The sequence below is a fragment of the Pseudomonas sp. JV414 genome (genome assembly GCF_032424305.1).
Lineage (GTDB): Bacteria > Pseudomonadota > Gammaproteobacteria > Pseudomonadales > Pseudomonadaceae > Aquipseudomonas > Aquipseudomonas lini.
The window spans coordinates 97,597-113,604 of sequence record NZ_VYKC01000005.1; the positions used below are offsets into that span (position 1 = coordinate 97,597).

Annotated in this window: 15 protein-coding genes; 7 read left to right on the top strand and 8 right to left on the bottom strand. The window is 58.8% G+C overall.

All coding sequences use genetic code 11. The features are described from left to right. Positions 1 to 133: 133 nt before the first annotated feature. Together F6R97_RS09200 and F6R97_RS09205 are read left to right on the top strand one after the other, a co-directional pair. On the top strand, positions 134 to 925 hold the full coding sequence (locus F6R97_RS09200; protein WP_038979454.1) for a dienelactone hydrolase family protein: 792 nt from the start codon (positions 134 to 136) through the stop codon (positions 923 to 925). A gap of 197 nt (positions 926 to 1,122) precedes the next feature. Further along, complete coding sequence (locus F6R97_RS09205) at positions 1,123 to 1,848, top strand: 4'-phosphopantetheinyl transferase (RefSeq protein WP_315866426.1); 726 nt, start codon at positions 1,123 to 1,125, stop codon at positions 1,846 to 1,848. Positions 1,849 to 1,988: 140 nt separating this feature from the next. On the opposite strand, the gene F6R97_RS09210 is transcribed toward F6R97_RS09205, so the two are convergent. Both F6R97_RS09210 and F6R97_RS09215 read right to left on the bottom strand, forming a co-directional pair. Further along, positions 1,989 to 3,599 (bottom strand): ATP-binding protein, encoded by a 1,611-nt coding sequence (locus F6R97_RS09210; protein WP_048394193.1) that lies wholly within the window; start codon positions 3,597 to 3,599, stop codon positions 1,989 to 1,991. Continuing rightward, the gene (locus tag F6R97_RS09215; protein WP_038979451.1) at positions 3,596 to 4,318 is read right to left on the bottom strand and encodes a response regulator; all 723 of its coding nucleotides are present in this window, start codon (positions 4,316 to 4,318) and stop codon (positions 3,596 to 3,598) included. Before F6R97_RS09215 ends, F6R97_RS09210 begins: the two co-directional genes overlap by 4 nt. 736 nt (positions 4,319 to 5,054) lie before the next feature. Between F6R97_RS09215 and F6R97_RS09220 the strand changes: the two genes are divergently transcribed. Further along, on the top strand, positions 5,055 to 7,949 hold the full coding sequence (locus F6R97_RS09220; RefSeq protein ID WP_038979450.1) for a ribonucleoside-diphosphate reductase subunit alpha: 2,895 nt from the start codon (positions 5,055 to 5,057) through the stop codon (positions 7,947 to 7,949). Positions 7,950 to 8,214: 265 nt separating this feature from the next. On the opposite strand, the gene flgE is transcribed toward F6R97_RS09220, so the two are convergent. The 6 genes from flgE to F6R97_RS09250 form a co-directional block, all read right to left on the bottom strand. After that, positions 8,215 to 9,528: a flagellar hook protein FlgE gene (gene flgE, locus F6R97_RS09225; RefSeq protein ID WP_038979449.1), complete on the bottom strand. Its 1,314-nt coding sequence runs from the start codon at positions 9,526 to 9,528 to the stop codon at positions 8,215 to 8,217. A 31-nt stretch (positions 9,529 to 9,559) separates the two neighbouring features. Continuing rightward, the gene (gene flgD / locus F6R97_RS09230) at positions 9,560 to 10,255 is read right to left on the bottom strand and encodes a flagellar hook assembly protein FlgD (RefSeq protein ID WP_038979448.1); all 696 of its coding nucleotides are present in this window, start codon (positions 10,253 to 10,255) and stop codon (positions 9,560 to 9,562) included. A gap of 15 nt (positions 10,256 to 10,270) precedes the next feature. Next, positions 10,271 to 10,714 (bottom strand): flagellar basal body rod protein FlgC, encoded by a 444-nt coding sequence (flgC, locus tag F6R97_RS09235; protein WP_007899122.1) that lies wholly within the window; start codon positions 10,712 to 10,714, stop codon positions 10,271 to 10,273. Positions 10,715 to 10,717: 3 nt separating this feature from the next. Beyond that, complete coding sequence (gene flgB / locus F6R97_RS09240; protein ID WP_038979447.1) at positions 10,718 to 11,125, bottom strand: flagellar basal body rod protein FlgB; 408 nt, start codon at positions 11,123 to 11,125, stop codon at positions 10,718 to 10,720. Positions 11,126 to 11,492: 367 nt separating this feature from the next. Next, positions 11,493 to 12,320: a protein-glutamate O-methyltransferase CheR gene (gene cheR / locus F6R97_RS09245; protein ID WP_038979446.1), complete on the bottom strand. Its 828-nt coding sequence runs from the start codon at positions 12,318 to 12,320 to the stop codon at positions 11,493 to 11,495. A 47-nt stretch (positions 12,321 to 12,367) separates the two neighbouring features. After that, the gene (locus tag F6R97_RS09250) at positions 12,368 to 13,300 is read right to left on the bottom strand and encodes a chemotaxis protein CheV (RefSeq protein WP_038979445.1); all 933 of its coding nucleotides are present in this window, start codon (positions 13,298 to 13,300) and stop codon (positions 12,368 to 12,370) included. 81 nt (positions 13,301 to 13,381) lie between these two features. On the opposite strand from F6R97_RS09250, the gene flgA reads away from it, so the two are divergent. The 4 genes from flgA to F6R97_RS09270 all read left to right on the top strand — a co-directional run bounded on the left by flgA (position 13,382) and on the right by F6R97_RS09270 (position 15,999). After that, a complete protein-coding gene (gene flgA / locus F6R97_RS09255; protein ID WP_038979444.1) occupies positions 13,382 to 14,143 on the top strand; it encodes a flagellar basal body P-ring formation chaperone FlgA in 762 nt (253 codons plus the stop codon). Between the two features lie 178 nt (positions 14,144 to 14,321). After that, positions 14,322 to 14,648, top strand: coding sequence for a flagellar biosynthesis anti-sigma factor FlgM (flgM, locus tag F6R97_RS09260; protein ID WP_008071796.1), 327 nt, complete (start codon positions 14,322 to 14,324; stop codon positions 14,646 to 14,648). 48 nt (positions 14,649 to 14,696) lie between these two features. Continuing rightward, positions 14,697 to 15,164, top strand: coding sequence for a flagella synthesis protein FlgN (locus F6R97_RS09265; RefSeq protein WP_038979443.1), 468 nt, complete (start codon positions 14,697 to 14,699; stop codon positions 15,162 to 15,164). 88 nt (positions 15,165 to 15,252) lie between these two features. After that, the gene (locus F6R97_RS09270; RefSeq protein WP_315866427.1) at positions 15,253 to 15,999 is read left to right on the top strand and encodes a flagellar brake protein; all 747 of its coding nucleotides are present in this window, start codon (positions 15,253 to 15,255) and stop codon (positions 15,997 to 15,999) included. Positions 16,000 to 16,008 lie beyond the last annotated feature (9 nt).

Below are 16,008 nucleotides of genomic sequence, written 5' to 3' on the forward strand. Positions count from 1 at the left end.
ATGCGCTATGTGCTTTTTGGGTACGGGGCAAGGTTACCGCCCCCTCCCTGTACTGCCCCTGAACGCACTCTGAACCTGAGCTGAATCAAATCGACTACGCTCAATTCACGGTTTTTAATCAGGAGACTTGATCATGCGCATGTTCCTCACCCTTGTATTACTGGCGCTGAGCGGGGTCAGCCAGGCCGCCATCCAGACCCAGGAAATCCCCTACCAGAGTGCCGACGGCACCAAGCTGATCGGCTATTACGCCTACGACGACGCCATCAAAGGCCCGCGTCCGGGCGTGGTGGTGGTACATGAGTGGTGGGGCCTCAACGACTACGCCAAGCGCCGCGCCCGTGATCTGGCCGGTCTGGGCTACAGCGCGCTGGCGATCGACATGTTTGGCGACGGCAAGAGCACCGAACACGCCAAGGACGCCATGGCCTTCATGCAAGCAGCATTGAAGGACAGTGCAGCGGCCAGTGCACGGTTTCAGGCCGGGCTCGACTTGCTGAAGAAACAGCCGCAGACCGATCCGGACAAACTGGCGGCCATCGGTTATTGCTTCGGCGGCAAGGTGGTGCTGGATGCGGCGCGTCAAGGCGTGCCGCTGGCAGGCGTGGTGAGTTTCCACGGTGCGCTGGTGACCAATACGCCGGCGACGCCTGGCAGTGTGAAGGCGAAAGTCCTGGTGGAGCATGGCGCTCTGGACAGCATGGTCACGGCGGAAAACGTGGCAGCGTTCAAGACGGAAATGGACAAGGCCAAAGCCGACTACAAGTTTGTCACCCTGGAAGGCGCCAAGCATGGGTTCAGCAATCCCGAGGCGGATCGTCTGAGTCATGGCGACCACGGCGGGCCGGACATTGGTTACAGCAAGACCGCCGATGAAAAGTCTTGGGCGGACATGCAGGCGTTTTTCAAGAAGATATTTAGCTGATCACGTAGACCACTGTGGCGAGGGGGCTTGCCCCCGTTGGGTTGCGAAGCAGCCCCGAAATCTGCAATCGCGTTTCGACAGATAAACCGCGTTCGCCGATTCACGACTGCTTCGCAGCCGAACGGGGGCAAGCCCCCTCGCCACAAAAGCCCTGCTGCCACTACCCAGCCATCGCGCTAGACGGCAAAATGCCCGTCATGAATCCCGTCCCCGCCCTACCCGTCTGCTGCACCCCACTCGACGCCCATTGGCCGCTGCCGTTTGTGCTGCCCGATACGGTCTTGTTGGGTACCCACTTCGATACCAGACAACTGACCAGCGATGATTTCCAGCGCAGCGCCATCGAGCCACCTGCGAGCATCCAGCGTTCGGTGGCCAAGCGCCAAGCCGAGTTTCTCGCCGGGCGGGTCTGCGCTCGGGCGGCATTGCAACAACTGGAAGGGCTGAGTTTCATTCCGGCCATCGGCGAAGACCGCGCGCCGGTATGGCCGGCGCATATCACCGGCTCGATCACCCACAGCACCGGCCGGGCCGCTGCGATTGTCGCGAACAAGGCGCACTGGCGTGGCTTGGGGATGGACCTGGAAAACCTGCTCGACGCGGATCGCGCCGAACGCCTGGCCGGGGAAATTCTCACCGGGCCTGAAATGCAGCGCATGGCTGCCGGAGATCGCGATCAATTGGCACTGTGGGTGACGCTGACGTTTTCGGTGAAGGAAAGCCTGTTCAAGGCGCTCTACCCGATCGTGCAGAAGCGCTTCTATTTCGAACACGCCGAAGTGCTGGAGTGGAGCGCGGGTGGCGAAGTGCGGTTGCGGTTGCTGACTGACCTGTCCAGTGAATGGCGTAGCGGCATTGAGCTGGATGCGCAGTTTGCAGTGATGGATGGGCAGTTGTTGAGTCTGGTCAGTATCAAGGCCTGAAGGCTTTCAGTGTCCTTTAGGGCCTCATCGCGGGCAAGCCCGCTCCCACAGGGTCCGCGTCGTACACAAAATCTGTGAGCATCACTGAAACTGTGGGAGCGGGCTTGCCCGCGATGAGGCCCTAAAGGACACCCACAATCTCAACGCCGCTCCTGATTCCTCGGCCAGCTCAAACTGAAACAGGCCCCGCCGAGGCTTTTGCTCTTGCCGATCAATGCTCGTCCGTCATGCCAATGGATGATCCGCCGCACAATCGATAACCCCAACCCATGCCCGCCCGAGGCGCGGGTGCGGCTGTCATCAAGGCGCAGGAACGGGGTGAAGATTTTCTCCCAGGCCGTTTCCGGCACGCCCGGCCCGTCATCCTCGACATCCACCCGACAGCGCTGCTGCCCCACCTGATAACTGACGGTCACCCTAGAATGGGCGTGACGCATGGCGTTGCTCACCAGGTTCTGCAATGCCCGGTGCAAGTAACGCGGCTCGGCCTCGACCCAGGCGTCGTCGCAATCGGCGGCCGACAGGCACAAACCGCGCTGCACCGTGACCTCGGCGCGCAGTGGCGCCAGTTCTTCGATCACCTGATTGACCAACGCATCCAGATCGATCCGCTGAAAATTCAGTGCCGGGGAACCTTGCTCCAGCCGCGCGTAGGTGAGCATCTCGTCGACCAGCCGATCGAGGTCCTCGATGTCGTGGTCCATCCCGTCGCGGTATTTCTCCAGCGCCTCAGGCGTGGTGGCCGAGCCGATCATCTCCAGGCCAAAACGCAAACGCGCGACCGGCGTGCGCAGTTCATGGGACACGGCACGCACCAGTTCTCGCTGAATCGCCAACAATTGCTGCAAGTGTTCGGCCATGCCGTTGAACGCCGAGGCCAAGCGCCCCACCGAGTCCGCGCCGCGTGCCGGTACGCGGGTTTCCAGGCTGCCTTTGGCGATGCGCGTGGCGGCCGCTTCCAGCCCACGCAAACGGCGCTCCAGTTGACGCACCAACAGATAGACAATCAAACCGATCAGGCTCAGGCCAAGCGCAGCAATCAGCACCAGCCACTCAGGCGGGTACGGATTCATTTGATACAGCGGGCCGATTTCCAGCACCCACGGCGTACCGACCATGCCGGCAAACACCCGGATCGAGTCACCGCCCTTGCCCAACGCCATCACCGTGTCGCCTTCGGATACGCGGCGGCTCTGGTCTTCGTCCATGTCGGCCTGATCGATCGTGACCAGTTGCAGATCGAAGCCGAAACCCTTCTCTTCCTTTAACTGCGCCAGACGTTTGGGCTGCTCGGCCACCGGGTAGCGCACCAGTTCATCGGCCAGCAGATAAATGGTCGCTCGCGCCAGTTGCTCGCTGATTTGTTGGACTTCCCCGGTGAGCACCAGTTGTTCCTTGTCGCTGACCAAGCGGTAAACCTTCGCCGCGTGCGGGCCAGTCTGTTCCACCAGGGCCTGGCCGCGCAGCACGCGAGTGCGCTGGGTCAGGTCGAGGTCGGTCTGGGGGAATGTCTTCAGCGCCAACGGAATCCCAAGCAAGCGCTCCCACACCAGCAAGGCCCGGTGGCGCTCGGTTTCGTTCATCGGTTGCAGGTTGTCGGCCATCAGCGAGAACGTGCCGTGGGCCAGGCGCTCGCGGTATTGCTCGCTGCGCACCTGATTGAGCAGGTGCAAGGCCAGCACGCCGAGCACAGCCACCAGAATCAGCGCCGCGCACATGCCGCCATAAATGCGCAGGAAGATCGAGTTCACAGCGACAAGTCTGCGCAGGCTTCGGGAACGAACAGATAGCCTTTGCTGCGGATGGTTTTGATCAGTCGCGGATGCTCCGGGTCATCGCCGATCTTCGGGCGGATGCGTGAGATGCGCACGTCGATGGAGCGGTCCTGGCCGTCATAGCCGATACCGCGCAGCGCGGTGAAAATTTCTTCGCGGGACAGAATACGCCCGGCGTTGGCCACCAGCAGCCAGAGCAAATCGAACTCGGCACTGGTCAACTCGATGCCTTTGTCATGCAGCCAGGCCTCGCGCAACGCGTTGTCGACCACCAACGGGCCGAACTGCAGACGCCGTTGTTTTTCCGGAGCGGTTTCAGCGGTTTCACTGCGCCGCAACAAGGCCTGGATGCGCGCCAGCAGCAGGCGTGGGCGAACCGGTTTGCAGACGTAGTCATCCGCGCCGAGGTCGAGGCCGAGGATTTGATCGGTGTCATCGGTGCGCGCGGTGAGCATCAGGATCGGGCCGTCATACTTGTCGCGAACCTTACGGCAAATGCTCAGGCCATCTTCACCGGGGAGCATCAGGTCGAGGATTACCAGGTCCGGTTTCTCCTTGATGATGCGTGCCGCGGCGAGGGCGCCGTTGCCCTCGATGGATACGCGCAGGCCATTGGCTTCCAGGTAGTCGCGAGTCAGTTCGGCCAGACGCTGGTCGTCCTCGACAATCAATACCTGCCAGACTTCTTGCTCCACGGTGACCTCTGCTTGCCAACATCACTTTATAGGGAAGGATCCGCCCGTCTTTTTGTAATGATTGGGGAGGATAAGAATGCATCTGCATTGGCCGATTGTATAAACGGCGCACGTCTGGAACACAAGCGGGTAAATGCGTTCGGACACGACGGTTTTTTGTGATAGGGTTCGCGCCCTTAAAAATCCGAATGACTGTTTTCAATCGCTGAAAATCAGTGAAAAACAGTCCGCTCCAGCTAGGTCGCGGCCTACACGCTCGTTCCACCTTTCACACACAATTTACGCACAGGTTTATCCACAGGTAGTACGTTGCAACACCCTCAAAAACGCATTATCTTGTACCTCGGCGCTAAAAAAACCCTACATGTAGGGTTTTAGCTTAAAAGCCCAACCACATTTCAGACCAGAAACTCAAGCGCTTTATTGCCTGTTTATGGTTGAACCAAGCACGATTTTACAAGCCCAAACCGCACGTGCGGATGGCACCGTTTTTTCAGGCCAGAACAGCCAGAACGGTACGGGTGTTGCAGTCAAAACTGGCACCCCAGAAAGGAATCCGGCTTCGAGCCCAGGCTCGCGGCCAAAGACTTCGGCAAGGAAGCGGCATCATTAGCCTTTTTCCTACTGTCCCGAAGTTGTTATGCCCGACGCCACGTCGGTTGTAGTGCTTCAGGACAGAACGGTGGGCACCGTGATGGTGCCCAAACAAACATAGAGAATGTGGAGACAACCCCCCATGCAAACCGACACAACTCGCGAGAACCCGCAGGGCACCTTGCCGCAGGCCGCCGATTCGAATTCGGATCTGTCCGCCACCGCGCCTGGTCAACTGCGCGTGATCAAGCGTAACGGGACTGTCGTTCCTTACACCGATGACAAAATCACCGTCGCCATCACCAAAGCGTTTCTTGCAGTTGAAGGCGGCACCGCTGCCGCTTCGTCGCGCATTCACGACACCGTTGCTCGCCTGACCGAACAGGTCACCGCGACCTTCAAGCGTCGCATGCCATCGGGCGGCACCATCCACATCGAAGAAATCCAGGACCAGGTCGAACTGGCCCTGATGCGTGCCGGCGAGCAGAAAGTCGCCCGCGACTACGTGATCTACCGCGACGCTCGTTCCAAGGAACGCGCTGTACGCACCCCTGCCGAAGACGCGGTACAGGCTCACCCTTCGATCCGCATCACCCGCGCCGATGGCAGCCTTGCACCTCTGGACATGGGTCGTCTGAACACCATCGTCACCGAAGCGTGCGAAGGCCTGGCAGAAGTCGACGGCGACCTGATCCAGCGCGAAACCCTGAAGAACCTGTACGACGGCGTGGCCCTGACCGACGTCAACACCGCCCTGGTAATGACCGCCCGTACGCTGGTCGAGCGTGAGCCGAACTACTCGTTCGTGACCGCCCGCCTGCTGATGGACACCCTGCGTGCCGAAGGCCTGAACTTCCTGGGCGTCGCCGAGAGCGCGACCCACCACGAAATGGTCGACCTGTACGCCAAGGCGCTGCCGGCCTACATCGCCAAAGGTATCGAATTCGAATTGCTGAACCCGGTTCTGGCGACTTTCGACCTGGAAAAACTCGGCAAGGCAATCAACCACGAACGCGATCAGCAGTTCACGTACCTGGGCCTGCAAACCCTGTACGACCGTTACTTCATCCACAAGGACGGTATCCGCTTCGAACTGCCGCAGATTTTCTTCATGCGCGTGGCCATGGGCCTGGCAATCGAAGAGAAGAACAAAGAAGACCGTGCGATCGAGTTCTACAACCTGTTGTCGTCCTTCGACTACATGTCCTCGACCCCAACCTTGTTCAACGCCGGTACCCTGCGTCCACAGCTGTCGAGCTGCTACCTGACCACCGTGCCGGATGACCTGTCGGGCATCTACCACGCGATCCACGACAACGCCATGTTGTCGAAATTCGCTGGCGGCCTGGGCAACGACTGGACGCCGGTTCGCGCACTGGGTTCGTACATCAAGGGCACCAACGGCAAATCCCAGGGCGTTGTACCGTTCCTGAAAGTAGTGAACGACACCGCCGTCGCCGTTAACCAGGGTGGCAAGCGCAAAGGCGCTGTGTGTGCCTACCTGGAAACCTGGCACATGGACATCGAGGAGTTCATCGAGCTGCGCAAGAACACCGGTGATGACCGTCGTCGTACCCACGACATGAACACCGCCAACTGGATCCCGGACCTGTTCATGAAGCGTGTCTTCGATGACGGCCCATGGACCCTGTTCTCGCCATCCGAAGTTCCGGATCTGCACGACCTGACCGGCAAGGCTTTCGAAGAGCGTTACGAGTACTACGAAGCCCTGTCCCAGTACCCAGGCAAGATCAAGCTGTTCAAGACCATTCAGGCCAAAGACCTGTGGCGCAAAATGCTGTCCATGCTGTTTGAAACCGGCCACCCATGGCTGACCTTCAAAGACCCGTGCAACCTGCGCAGCCCGCAGCAGCACGTGGGCGTGGTTCACAGCTCGAACCTGTGCACCGAGATCACCTTGAACACCAACAAGGACGAGATCGCCGTTTGCAACCTGGGTTCGATCAACCTGCCGAACCACATCACCAACGGCAAGCTGGACACCGCCAAGCTGGAACGCACCGTGAACACCGCCGTTCGCATGCTCGATAACGTTATCGACATCAACTACTACTCGGTGCCGCAAGCGAAGAACTCCAACTTCAAGCACCGTCCGGTCGGTCTGGGCATCATGGGCTTCCAGGACGCTTTGTACCTGCAGCACATCCCTTACGGTTCCGACGCTGCCGTCGAGTTCGCCGACAAGTCGATGGAAGCGGTCAGCTACTACGCGATCCAGGCGTCCTGCGACCTGGCCGACGAGCGCGGCGCTTACGAGACGTTCCAGGGTTCGCTGTGGTCCAAAGGCATCCTGCCGCTGGATTCGCAACAAATCCTGATCGAGCAGCGTGGCCAGAAGTACATCGACGTTGACCTGAACGAATCCCTGGACTGGGCACCGGTTCGTGCCCGCGTGCAGAAAGGCATTCGTAACTCCAACATCATGGCCATCGCACCGACCGCGACCATCGCCAACATCACTGGCGTGTCGCAGTCGATCGAACCGACCTACCAGAACCTCTACGTGAAATCGAACCTGTCGGGCGAATTCACCGTGATCAACCCGTACCTGGTTCGCGACCTCAAGGCTCGCGGCCTGTGGGACTCGGTCATGATCAACGACCTGAAGTACTACGACGGTTCGGTACAGCAGATCGAGCGCATCCCGCAAGAACTCAAAGAGCTCTACGCAACTGCGTTCGAAGTGGACACCAAGTGGATCGTTGACGCGGCAAGCCGTCGTCAGAAGTGGATCGACCAGGCTCAATCGCTGAATCTGTACATCGCTGGCGCATCGGGCAAGAAGCTGGACGTGACCTACCGCATGGCCTGGTACCGTGGTCTGAAAACCACTTACTACCTCCGTGCCCTGGCCGCGACCAGCACCGAGAAGTCGACCATCAACACCGGTAAGCTGAACGCTGTTTCCAGCGGCGGCAACCACGGTGACGATTCGGTCCTGGCAGCGCCTGCCGGCCCTGCTCCAGTGCCGAAGGCGTGCGCCATCGACGAGCCGGATTGCGAAGCTTGCCAATAAGCTGAGCGGGTGAGCGCTGAAAGGCGCTTACCTCGATAACCCCCCATCAGTCCTCTGGATTGGTCGGGGGTTTTCTTTTGCCTGCTTTAAAATCAAAAGATCGCAGCCTCGCTACGCTCGACAGCTCCTACATTGACATGCGATCCCTGTAGGAGCTGTCGAGCGTGGCGAGGCTGCGATCTTTTGATCTTGATCTTTATCTGCCACCCACAAAAAAGCCCCTCTTCCGAGGGGCTCTTTGTGAAGTGCTACCCGCTAACCAGCATCAGGTCATCTGAATGATGGTCTGCATGATGGTGCTCTGGGTGGAGATGGTCTTGGCGTTTGCCTGGTAGTTGCTCTGAGCCTTGATCAGCTCGACCAATTCGTTGGTCAGGTTGACGTTGGACTCTTCCAGGGAGTTGGACACGACCGAACCCAGGGTGCCGGTGGTCGGCGCATCGACACCCGACACGCCCGAGGCGAAGGTTTCTTTCCAGCGTGTGCCGCCGATTGGCTGCAAGCCTTGCTCGTTGGCGAAGCTGGCCACTGCAACCTGGCCAATGGCCTTGGTTTGCTGGTTGCTGAAGTTGGCGGTCATGACGCCGGTGGCGTCGATGCTCAGGCTGGAGATCTGGCCAGTGGCGTAGCCGTCCTGGTATTGGGCGGTACGGGCGGTTGGCGAGTTGTAAGAAGTAGTCAGCGCCATGTTGAACGCGATACCGCCTGCCGCCGCCGTGGAACCATTCGCCCCCCAAGTCGGCGGAATCGTCGCGGCGTTGGTTACAGTACCCGGGACCCAACCAGTCATGGTCAAGGTGTTGCCAGTCTGGGTCCAGCCAGCACCCGCCGTCAGCGTATTGATGCTGCCGTCGGAGTTGAAAGTGATGTTGGCGGTGATCGCCACGGGTGGCGTGGTAGCGGGGTTGGCCGGGGAACGACCATCCATGTAGGTGTGGACACGCCAGGCGTTAGTACCCGTTTTCACGTAGTACTGATCCATGGTGTGCTCGTTACCCTGACTGTCATAGACCTTGGTAGAGATGGTCTTGTTATAGCTGTTGGTATCGGTCGGGCTGAACACGGCCACAGTCGGCAAAACCTCGGACGAGTTCAGGTTCAATGTCTGATCGACTTTGGTGGTTGGGTTCGGCTTGAGGGCCGTAGTATCGATCTTCAAGTCAGTCAACACACCGTTGACGATCTTGCCGTTGGCATCGACGCCATAACCCTGCAAACGGTTACCGTTGTTATCGACTACAAAGTTTTCAGCGTCGGTCTTGAACGCACCGGCTCGGGTATAGCTCAGGGAACCGTTGTCGCTAAGGATGAAGAAGCCAGTGCCCTGGATGCCCATGTCCAGCACGTTGCCGGTGTTGTTCACGTCACCCTGGCTGAACTGCTGGGAAACGTTGGCCAGACGCACGCCGTTACCGATGGTCTTGCTGCCGGTACCCAGGCGAGTGGCCGAGTACACGTCTTCGAATTCTGCACGGGACGATTTGAAACCGGTGGTGGCGACGTTGGCGATGTTGTTGCCGGTCACGTCCAGTTGTTTGTTGGCTGCATAGAGACCGCTAAGGCCGATACTGAAAGACATATTCCACTCCTTTGTGCCGTGTTAGTCGGCTCTATATACCAATGGTTTGTACTTTGGACAGGGCAACGCTGCCCATGCCTGCCAGGTTCAGCATCAACTCACCGCCGGTCTGGCTGATGGTCACGCTGTTAACGGTCGCTGGCAGATAAGTAATCAGCGATGTCGCCTTGCTGTCGATGGTGGCCGTTGCGCCGAAGGTGTAAGTACCCGCAGGTGCCACCGCGCCCGCATCGTCCTTGCCGTCCCAAATGAAACTGGCGTTACCGGCACTTTGACTGCCCAGCTCGAGCGTACGGATGGTCTTGCCTTCCGAGTTGGTGATCTTGACGGTGGCGGCGGGAACCGAGGTTGGCACCACGACGGTACCGTTGAGACTCTTGGAGGTGTCGACCACGGCTTTGTCGGTCTGCGCGATGACCGAACGGCCCACCAGCGAAGAAGCCTGCAAGGCTTGAGAGGAGCTGTAGCTGCTGGCAAGACCGCTGACCGTGTCGTTCAGCGTGGTGATACCTTCCAGGCTACTGAACTGCGCCAGCTGGGCCACGAACTCGCTGTTGTCCTGAGGATCGAGCGGGTTCTGGTTTTTCAGCTGAGTCACCAGCAGTTGCAGGAACGCATCCTTGCCCAGTTCCTTGCCGCCGGTAGCGGCCGAGGTCAGGCTGCCGGTGGCAGTAGAGGTAGTGGTCGTGACCGAAGAGTTGGCCAGTACATCACTGATAACGCTCATGTGAATCGCCCCTTATCACTGACCGAGGGTCAGGACCTTCTGCATCATGGTTTTGGCGGTGTTCATCATTTCGGCGTTGGTCTGGAACGAACGGCTCGCGGAAATCATGTCGGCCATTTCTTCGACGACGTTGACGTTCGGGTAGTAGACGTAGCCCTTGCCATCGGCAGCCGGATGGTTCGGCTCGTAGCGCGCTTCAAGGTTGCTCTGGTCTTCGACCACGCCCAGTACTTGCACGCCTTGACCGGCAGCGTCCTGGTTCTGGAACAGCGAATCGCTGCCGCCGCTCTGGCCGCCCTGGAACATGGTGGCGAATACCGGGTGGCGGGCACGGTAGGTCTGGTCGATGCTCGACGAAACGGTCTCGGCGTTGGCGATGTTACTGGCGACGGTGTTCAAGCGAGTGGTCTGGGCACTCATGCCGCTACCGGCAATGTTGAAAACACTGGATAGAGACATGGATTACTCTCCGCGCAGGGCTGATACCAGCCCTTTGAATTTACTGTTGAGCAGGGTGAAGCTGGCCTGGAAGTTGACCGCGTTTTCCGCGTACGCTGATTGTTCAAGCTGGGCGTCCACGGTGTTCTGGTCGATCGACGGTTGCATCGGCGTGCGATACATCAGCGACTCGCCGCCATTGCCCAGGCCTTCAGCTTCGATGTGACGGCTGTTGGTCATGTTCAAGGCGAACTTGCCGTTTTTGGTTTTCTCGTTCTGCTCGGCGAGCACTTTCGAGAAGTCCAGATCCCGAGCCTTGTAGTTCGGGGTGTCGGCGTTGGTGATGTTGTTGGCCAGGACTTCGGCACGCTGAGCGCGGAAGCCCAGGGCTTGTTCGTGGATACCGAGCGCTTTATCGAAGCTGATGCTCATGTCGGGAAACCTTCGGGTGACCTGATTTTTCGTACGATGGACATAGCAAGCGCCGTGCCAATTCAAAAAAGCCCGTAAACCGGGGCTTTGCGCGCGGTGGCAAGGCGGCAATGCCAGAAAAGCGGCAACCGATTTCCGCCGCCTGCCGCTTTTCTGCCGCTTATCGCAGTCGGAAGAACAACACTTACCCCTGTGGGAGCCGGGCTTGCCCGCGATGGCGGTGTAACAAATTACATTGATGTCGACTGATACGACGCTATCGCGGGCAAGCCCGCTCCCACAGGGGTTGTGGTGATTTTGAGAGATAATTACAGGCATAAAAAAACGGGAGCCCCTGAGGACTCCCGTTTTTTATGCCGTCAACGAATCACTTCGCCTTGTAAATGATCCCCGGGCTGCATTGGACCATCTGGTAATGATCCGGCAAACCGTTCAGCGCTTCGGACGCGCCAAGGAACAGATAACCGCCCGGCTTCAGCGTGCTGTGAATGCGCAACAGGATGTCTTTCTTCACCTCGGCGGAGAAGTAGATCAGCACGTTGCGGCAGAACACGATGTCGAACTTGCCCAGGGCTGCGTAGCTGTCCAGCAGGTTGAACGAGCGAAATTCCACCCGACTCTTGATCGGCGCCTTGATGGCCCAGCGTCCCGGCCCTTTCGGGTCGAAGTAACGCTGAAGGCGCTCGGGCGACAGACCGCGGCCGATGGCCAGGCTGTCGTACTCGCCGGTTTTGCAGTTGGTCAGCATAGTGCCGGACAGGTCAGTGGCAACGATCTGCACACCCATCTTCAACTGGCCCATGTTGACCCGCTCGAACTCATCGATGGACATCGACAGCGAATACGGTTCCTGGCCCGACGAGCACGCCGCCGACCAGATCCGCAGGCGCTGGCCGGGGGCTGCCTTGATCGCTTCAGGCAATACCTTGTTCTTCAAGACTTCAAACGGATAGGTGTCACGAAACCACAAGGTTTCGTTGGTAGTCATGGCATCCACCACCATCTCGCGCAAACCGCTGCGCGGCTGAGTCTGGATGCGCTGAACCAGCTCACCCAGCGATTTGATGCCCTGCTGTTCCATCAGTTTGTTGAGACGGCTCGAGACCAGGTATTGCTTGTTTTCACCGAGCAAAATGCCACAGGCTTTTTCCAGGAAGACCCGGAACTGTTCGAAATCCAAATTACCCGTAGACAATGATGCGGCCTCTTTAAATCGTGTTGACCGCCAGGGGCAAAGCGCCCCTAGCTGATATCTGCTGCTTTGATCCGGTCGACCACCCGGGATGCCAAGTCATCAGGACGGAATTTGGCCAGGAAGTCATCGGCGCCGACCTTCTTGACCATCGCCTGATTGAATACACCCGACAATGAAGTGTGCAGGATGATATGAAGCTTTTGCATGCGCGGGTCGTTGCGGATCTCGGCCGTCAAGGTGTACCCGTCCATTTCCGGCATCTCGATGTCGGAAATCATCATCAGGAACTCTTCTTCCGGCTTCTTGCCCTCGTCGACCAGCTTGCGCAGGTAATCCAGCGCTTGCTTGCCGTCGTTCAACGCCACCACTTCGACACCGACCGTTTGCAGGCAACGGGTCACCTGCTTGCGCGCCACCGATGAGTCATCGACCGTCAGCACGCGCAAGGACAACGCCTTGTGCTGAGTCTCGACATCCACCACGCCCACCGAAATCGCTTCCGGTGTCGGTGCCACTTCCGCCAGCACCTTCTCGACGTCGATGATTTCGACTAACTGATTGTCGACCCGAGTCACAGCCGTCAGGTAGTGATCGCGCCCGGTACCCTTGGGAGGCGGATGAATCTCTTCCCAGTTCATGTTGACGATGCGTTCCACCGACCGAACCAGGAAACCCTGGGTCTTGGTGTTGTACTCCGTGATGATCACGAAGGGATTGCTTTGATCTTTCAGCGCTCCGGAACCGGTCGCCATCGCCAGATCAAGGATCGGAATGGTCGCCCCCCGGATATTTGCCACACCGCACACGACAGGACTGGACTTGGGCATCAGGGTCAGCTTGGGGCATTGCAGCACCTCACGAACCTTGAACACGTTGATCCCATACAGCTGCTGGCCGTCAAGACGGAACAACAACAGCTCAAGGCGATTCTGCCCCACCAGTTGCGTGCGCTGGTTCACCGAATCCATTACACCAGCCATGCCCAGACTCCTACACCAACGCTAAGTGTGTTGCGACGCACATTCATCACTAAACGGCACGGCGCTTGCTTTTTAACTCTTATGAACACAGAACCGACATTTTTCCGACACCTGACATCAACCTGCCGCAGATTGCTCTGCGCAATGTCGGCCGCTTGCCTGTTCAACGCTGGCAGCCCTGCCCTTGCTGACGCGGTTACCTTGCCTGACATGCTTATCGGCGTCACTCAGGGCTTTCTTGAATTCACCGTAGAAGACTATCTGGCCACGAGTCAAACACAAGGACGCTACGAGATCGAGGTCAACCAGCTCGATCCGCGCCTGCGCATGCCTATGTGCGACAAGGAATTGACAGCCACCCTTGAGAGCCCCGCGAGGCCTCTGGGCCGGGTCACGGTTAAGGTCCGCTGCGAGGGCGCCTCCCCCTGGACAGTCTTCGTACCCGCTCAAGTACGGCTGTTTCGCGACATCGTGACCACCACTCGCCCCCTCAAGCGCACAGGGATTATCGAGCCTCAGGACGTAACCCTTCGCGAACGCGATATCAGCCTGATAAATCAGGGTTTTCTGACCTCCGTCGATGAGGCGATCGGACAAAAACTTACCCGACCAATGGTCGCCGATCAGGTCATTACCCTGGTGCACCTCGAACAGGCGGAAGTCATTCGCAAGGGCGATCAGGTGGTGATTACCGCCCGCAGTGGTACGCTCAGTGTACGCATGCCGGGTGAAGCGCTGTCCAACGGCGGCATGAGCGAACAGATTCGCGTGAAAAACCTTAACTCCCAGCGGGTCATCAAGGCGCAAGTCACCGCGCCGGGCCAAGTGGAAGTTTCTATGTGAGCGGCCATGCAGGGCTCTGTGTTCGTGAATATATGGCGCGCCACTCGGCTGTTGCCTAAACTGTGCCGCATGCAGGACACGCGCTGGCGCATGCAAGCTCATTGATAAATGGGCCTAAAGTTTTCCGGGGGAGAGCCGAAAACATGGCAAGCGTCCAAATACCCAGAGGTTTTTTGTCATGGTCATCGATTTCAGTCGTTTAAACAGCTCCTCGTCACTTACGGGCAGTACACGTACCAGCGCTGCGAAGGAAACCGCCGAAGCCGGCCAATCCACGCCGCTGAATACCCCGGCCGAACAGGCCAGTACCACCAAAAGCGGGGAATCGGTACACCTCAGCAATGAGGCTCAACAGTTGCAGAAGGTCACTGACAAGCTGCGCGATCAGCCTGCCGTCGACAACGCCCGCGTGGCCGAGTTGAAAGCAGCGATTGCCGATGGCAGCTATAAAGTCGACAGCAACCGTGTAGCCAGCAAACTGCTCAACTTCGAAGCCCAGCGCTAGGCCACCGCCGGCGCCAGGCTTTTGGACGCTTAAAACCCAAGGCCAGCCATGCACGACACTAATTTACTGCAACTGATCATCGACGACTTTGCCCCGGCGCAACACCTGCTGGAGCTGCTGCAAACCGAGTCCCTCGCACTGCACGGTCGCGACATGCCACTGCTCGAAGACATTCTGGCGCAGAAACAGGCAATGATCATTTTGCTCGAGCAGCATGGCCGCAAGCGCAGTGAAATCCTCGCCAGCCTCAACCTGCCGACCAATCGCCAGGGCCTTGAGCAACTTGCCAGCCATTCGAGCATTGGCGACCAATTGCTGGCACAGAGCGACGTGCTGACCGACCTCCTGACCCAGTGCCAGGCCACCAACGTTAACAATGGCCAGTCGATTCTGGTGCAGCAGGCCGCCACGGCCAACCAGCTGAAAATCCTCACCGGCGGCGAGCCGCCAGCGCTCTATGATGCCCGTGGTTCAACCTCCAAACTCGCAAAACCACGCCCGCTCAGTCAGGCTTGAGCCTTTCCATGAGCACGCTCTATCAAGACGCGAAACATGCTGGCAGAATGATGGCCGGTAGTCATATTTGTCTGGAGATTGATATCCCGTGTTCAATGCCTTAAGCGCGGAAGAGGCTACGCAGCCTCCCAAGGTGCTCACCACGCCCTTGGAAATCTCCGGCAATCTGCGACAGCTGCAAGACAGCCATGATCCGCTGATCATCACGTTCCACGAGCGCAGCCAGCGCTTTCAGAGTTATCTGGTGGACGTCGACCGTGACAGTAAGATGATCGCTCTGGACGAAATGATCCCTCGCGATGGCGAACGCTTTCTGCTGGCCGGCGAACCGTTCAAGGTCGAAGGCTTTCACGACGGCGTGCGCATCGCCTGGGAAAGCAACGGCCCGCTGACCATCGATGAATCCGGCGATGGCCGCTGCTACCGTGGCGCGCTGCCCGATGAGGTGGTTTATCACCAGCGCCGCAATGCTTTCCGCGCCGCGTTGAAGCTGGCGCAACTGGTCAATGTTGACCTGGATGGCGACAAACTCAAGGCTCCCATCAGCGGCAAACTGTTGGACATCTCCGCCACCGGCTGCAAGTTGCGCTTCGAGGGCGACATCACCGCCCGTCTGCAACTGGGCCAGGTCTACGACCGCTTCGCCGCCGCCCTGCCCTTCGGCAGCATGACGGCACCGGTCGAACTGCGTTACCTGCACTTCGAAGAAAAGATCAACACCACCTTTGCCGGCGTGCGTTTTCACAACATGAGCGGCCTGGTGCAGCGGCAGGTCGAGCGGTTCGTCTATCAGCTTCAGCGCGAAGCGCGGCGCTTCGATAAAGACGACTTCTGATACGCCACT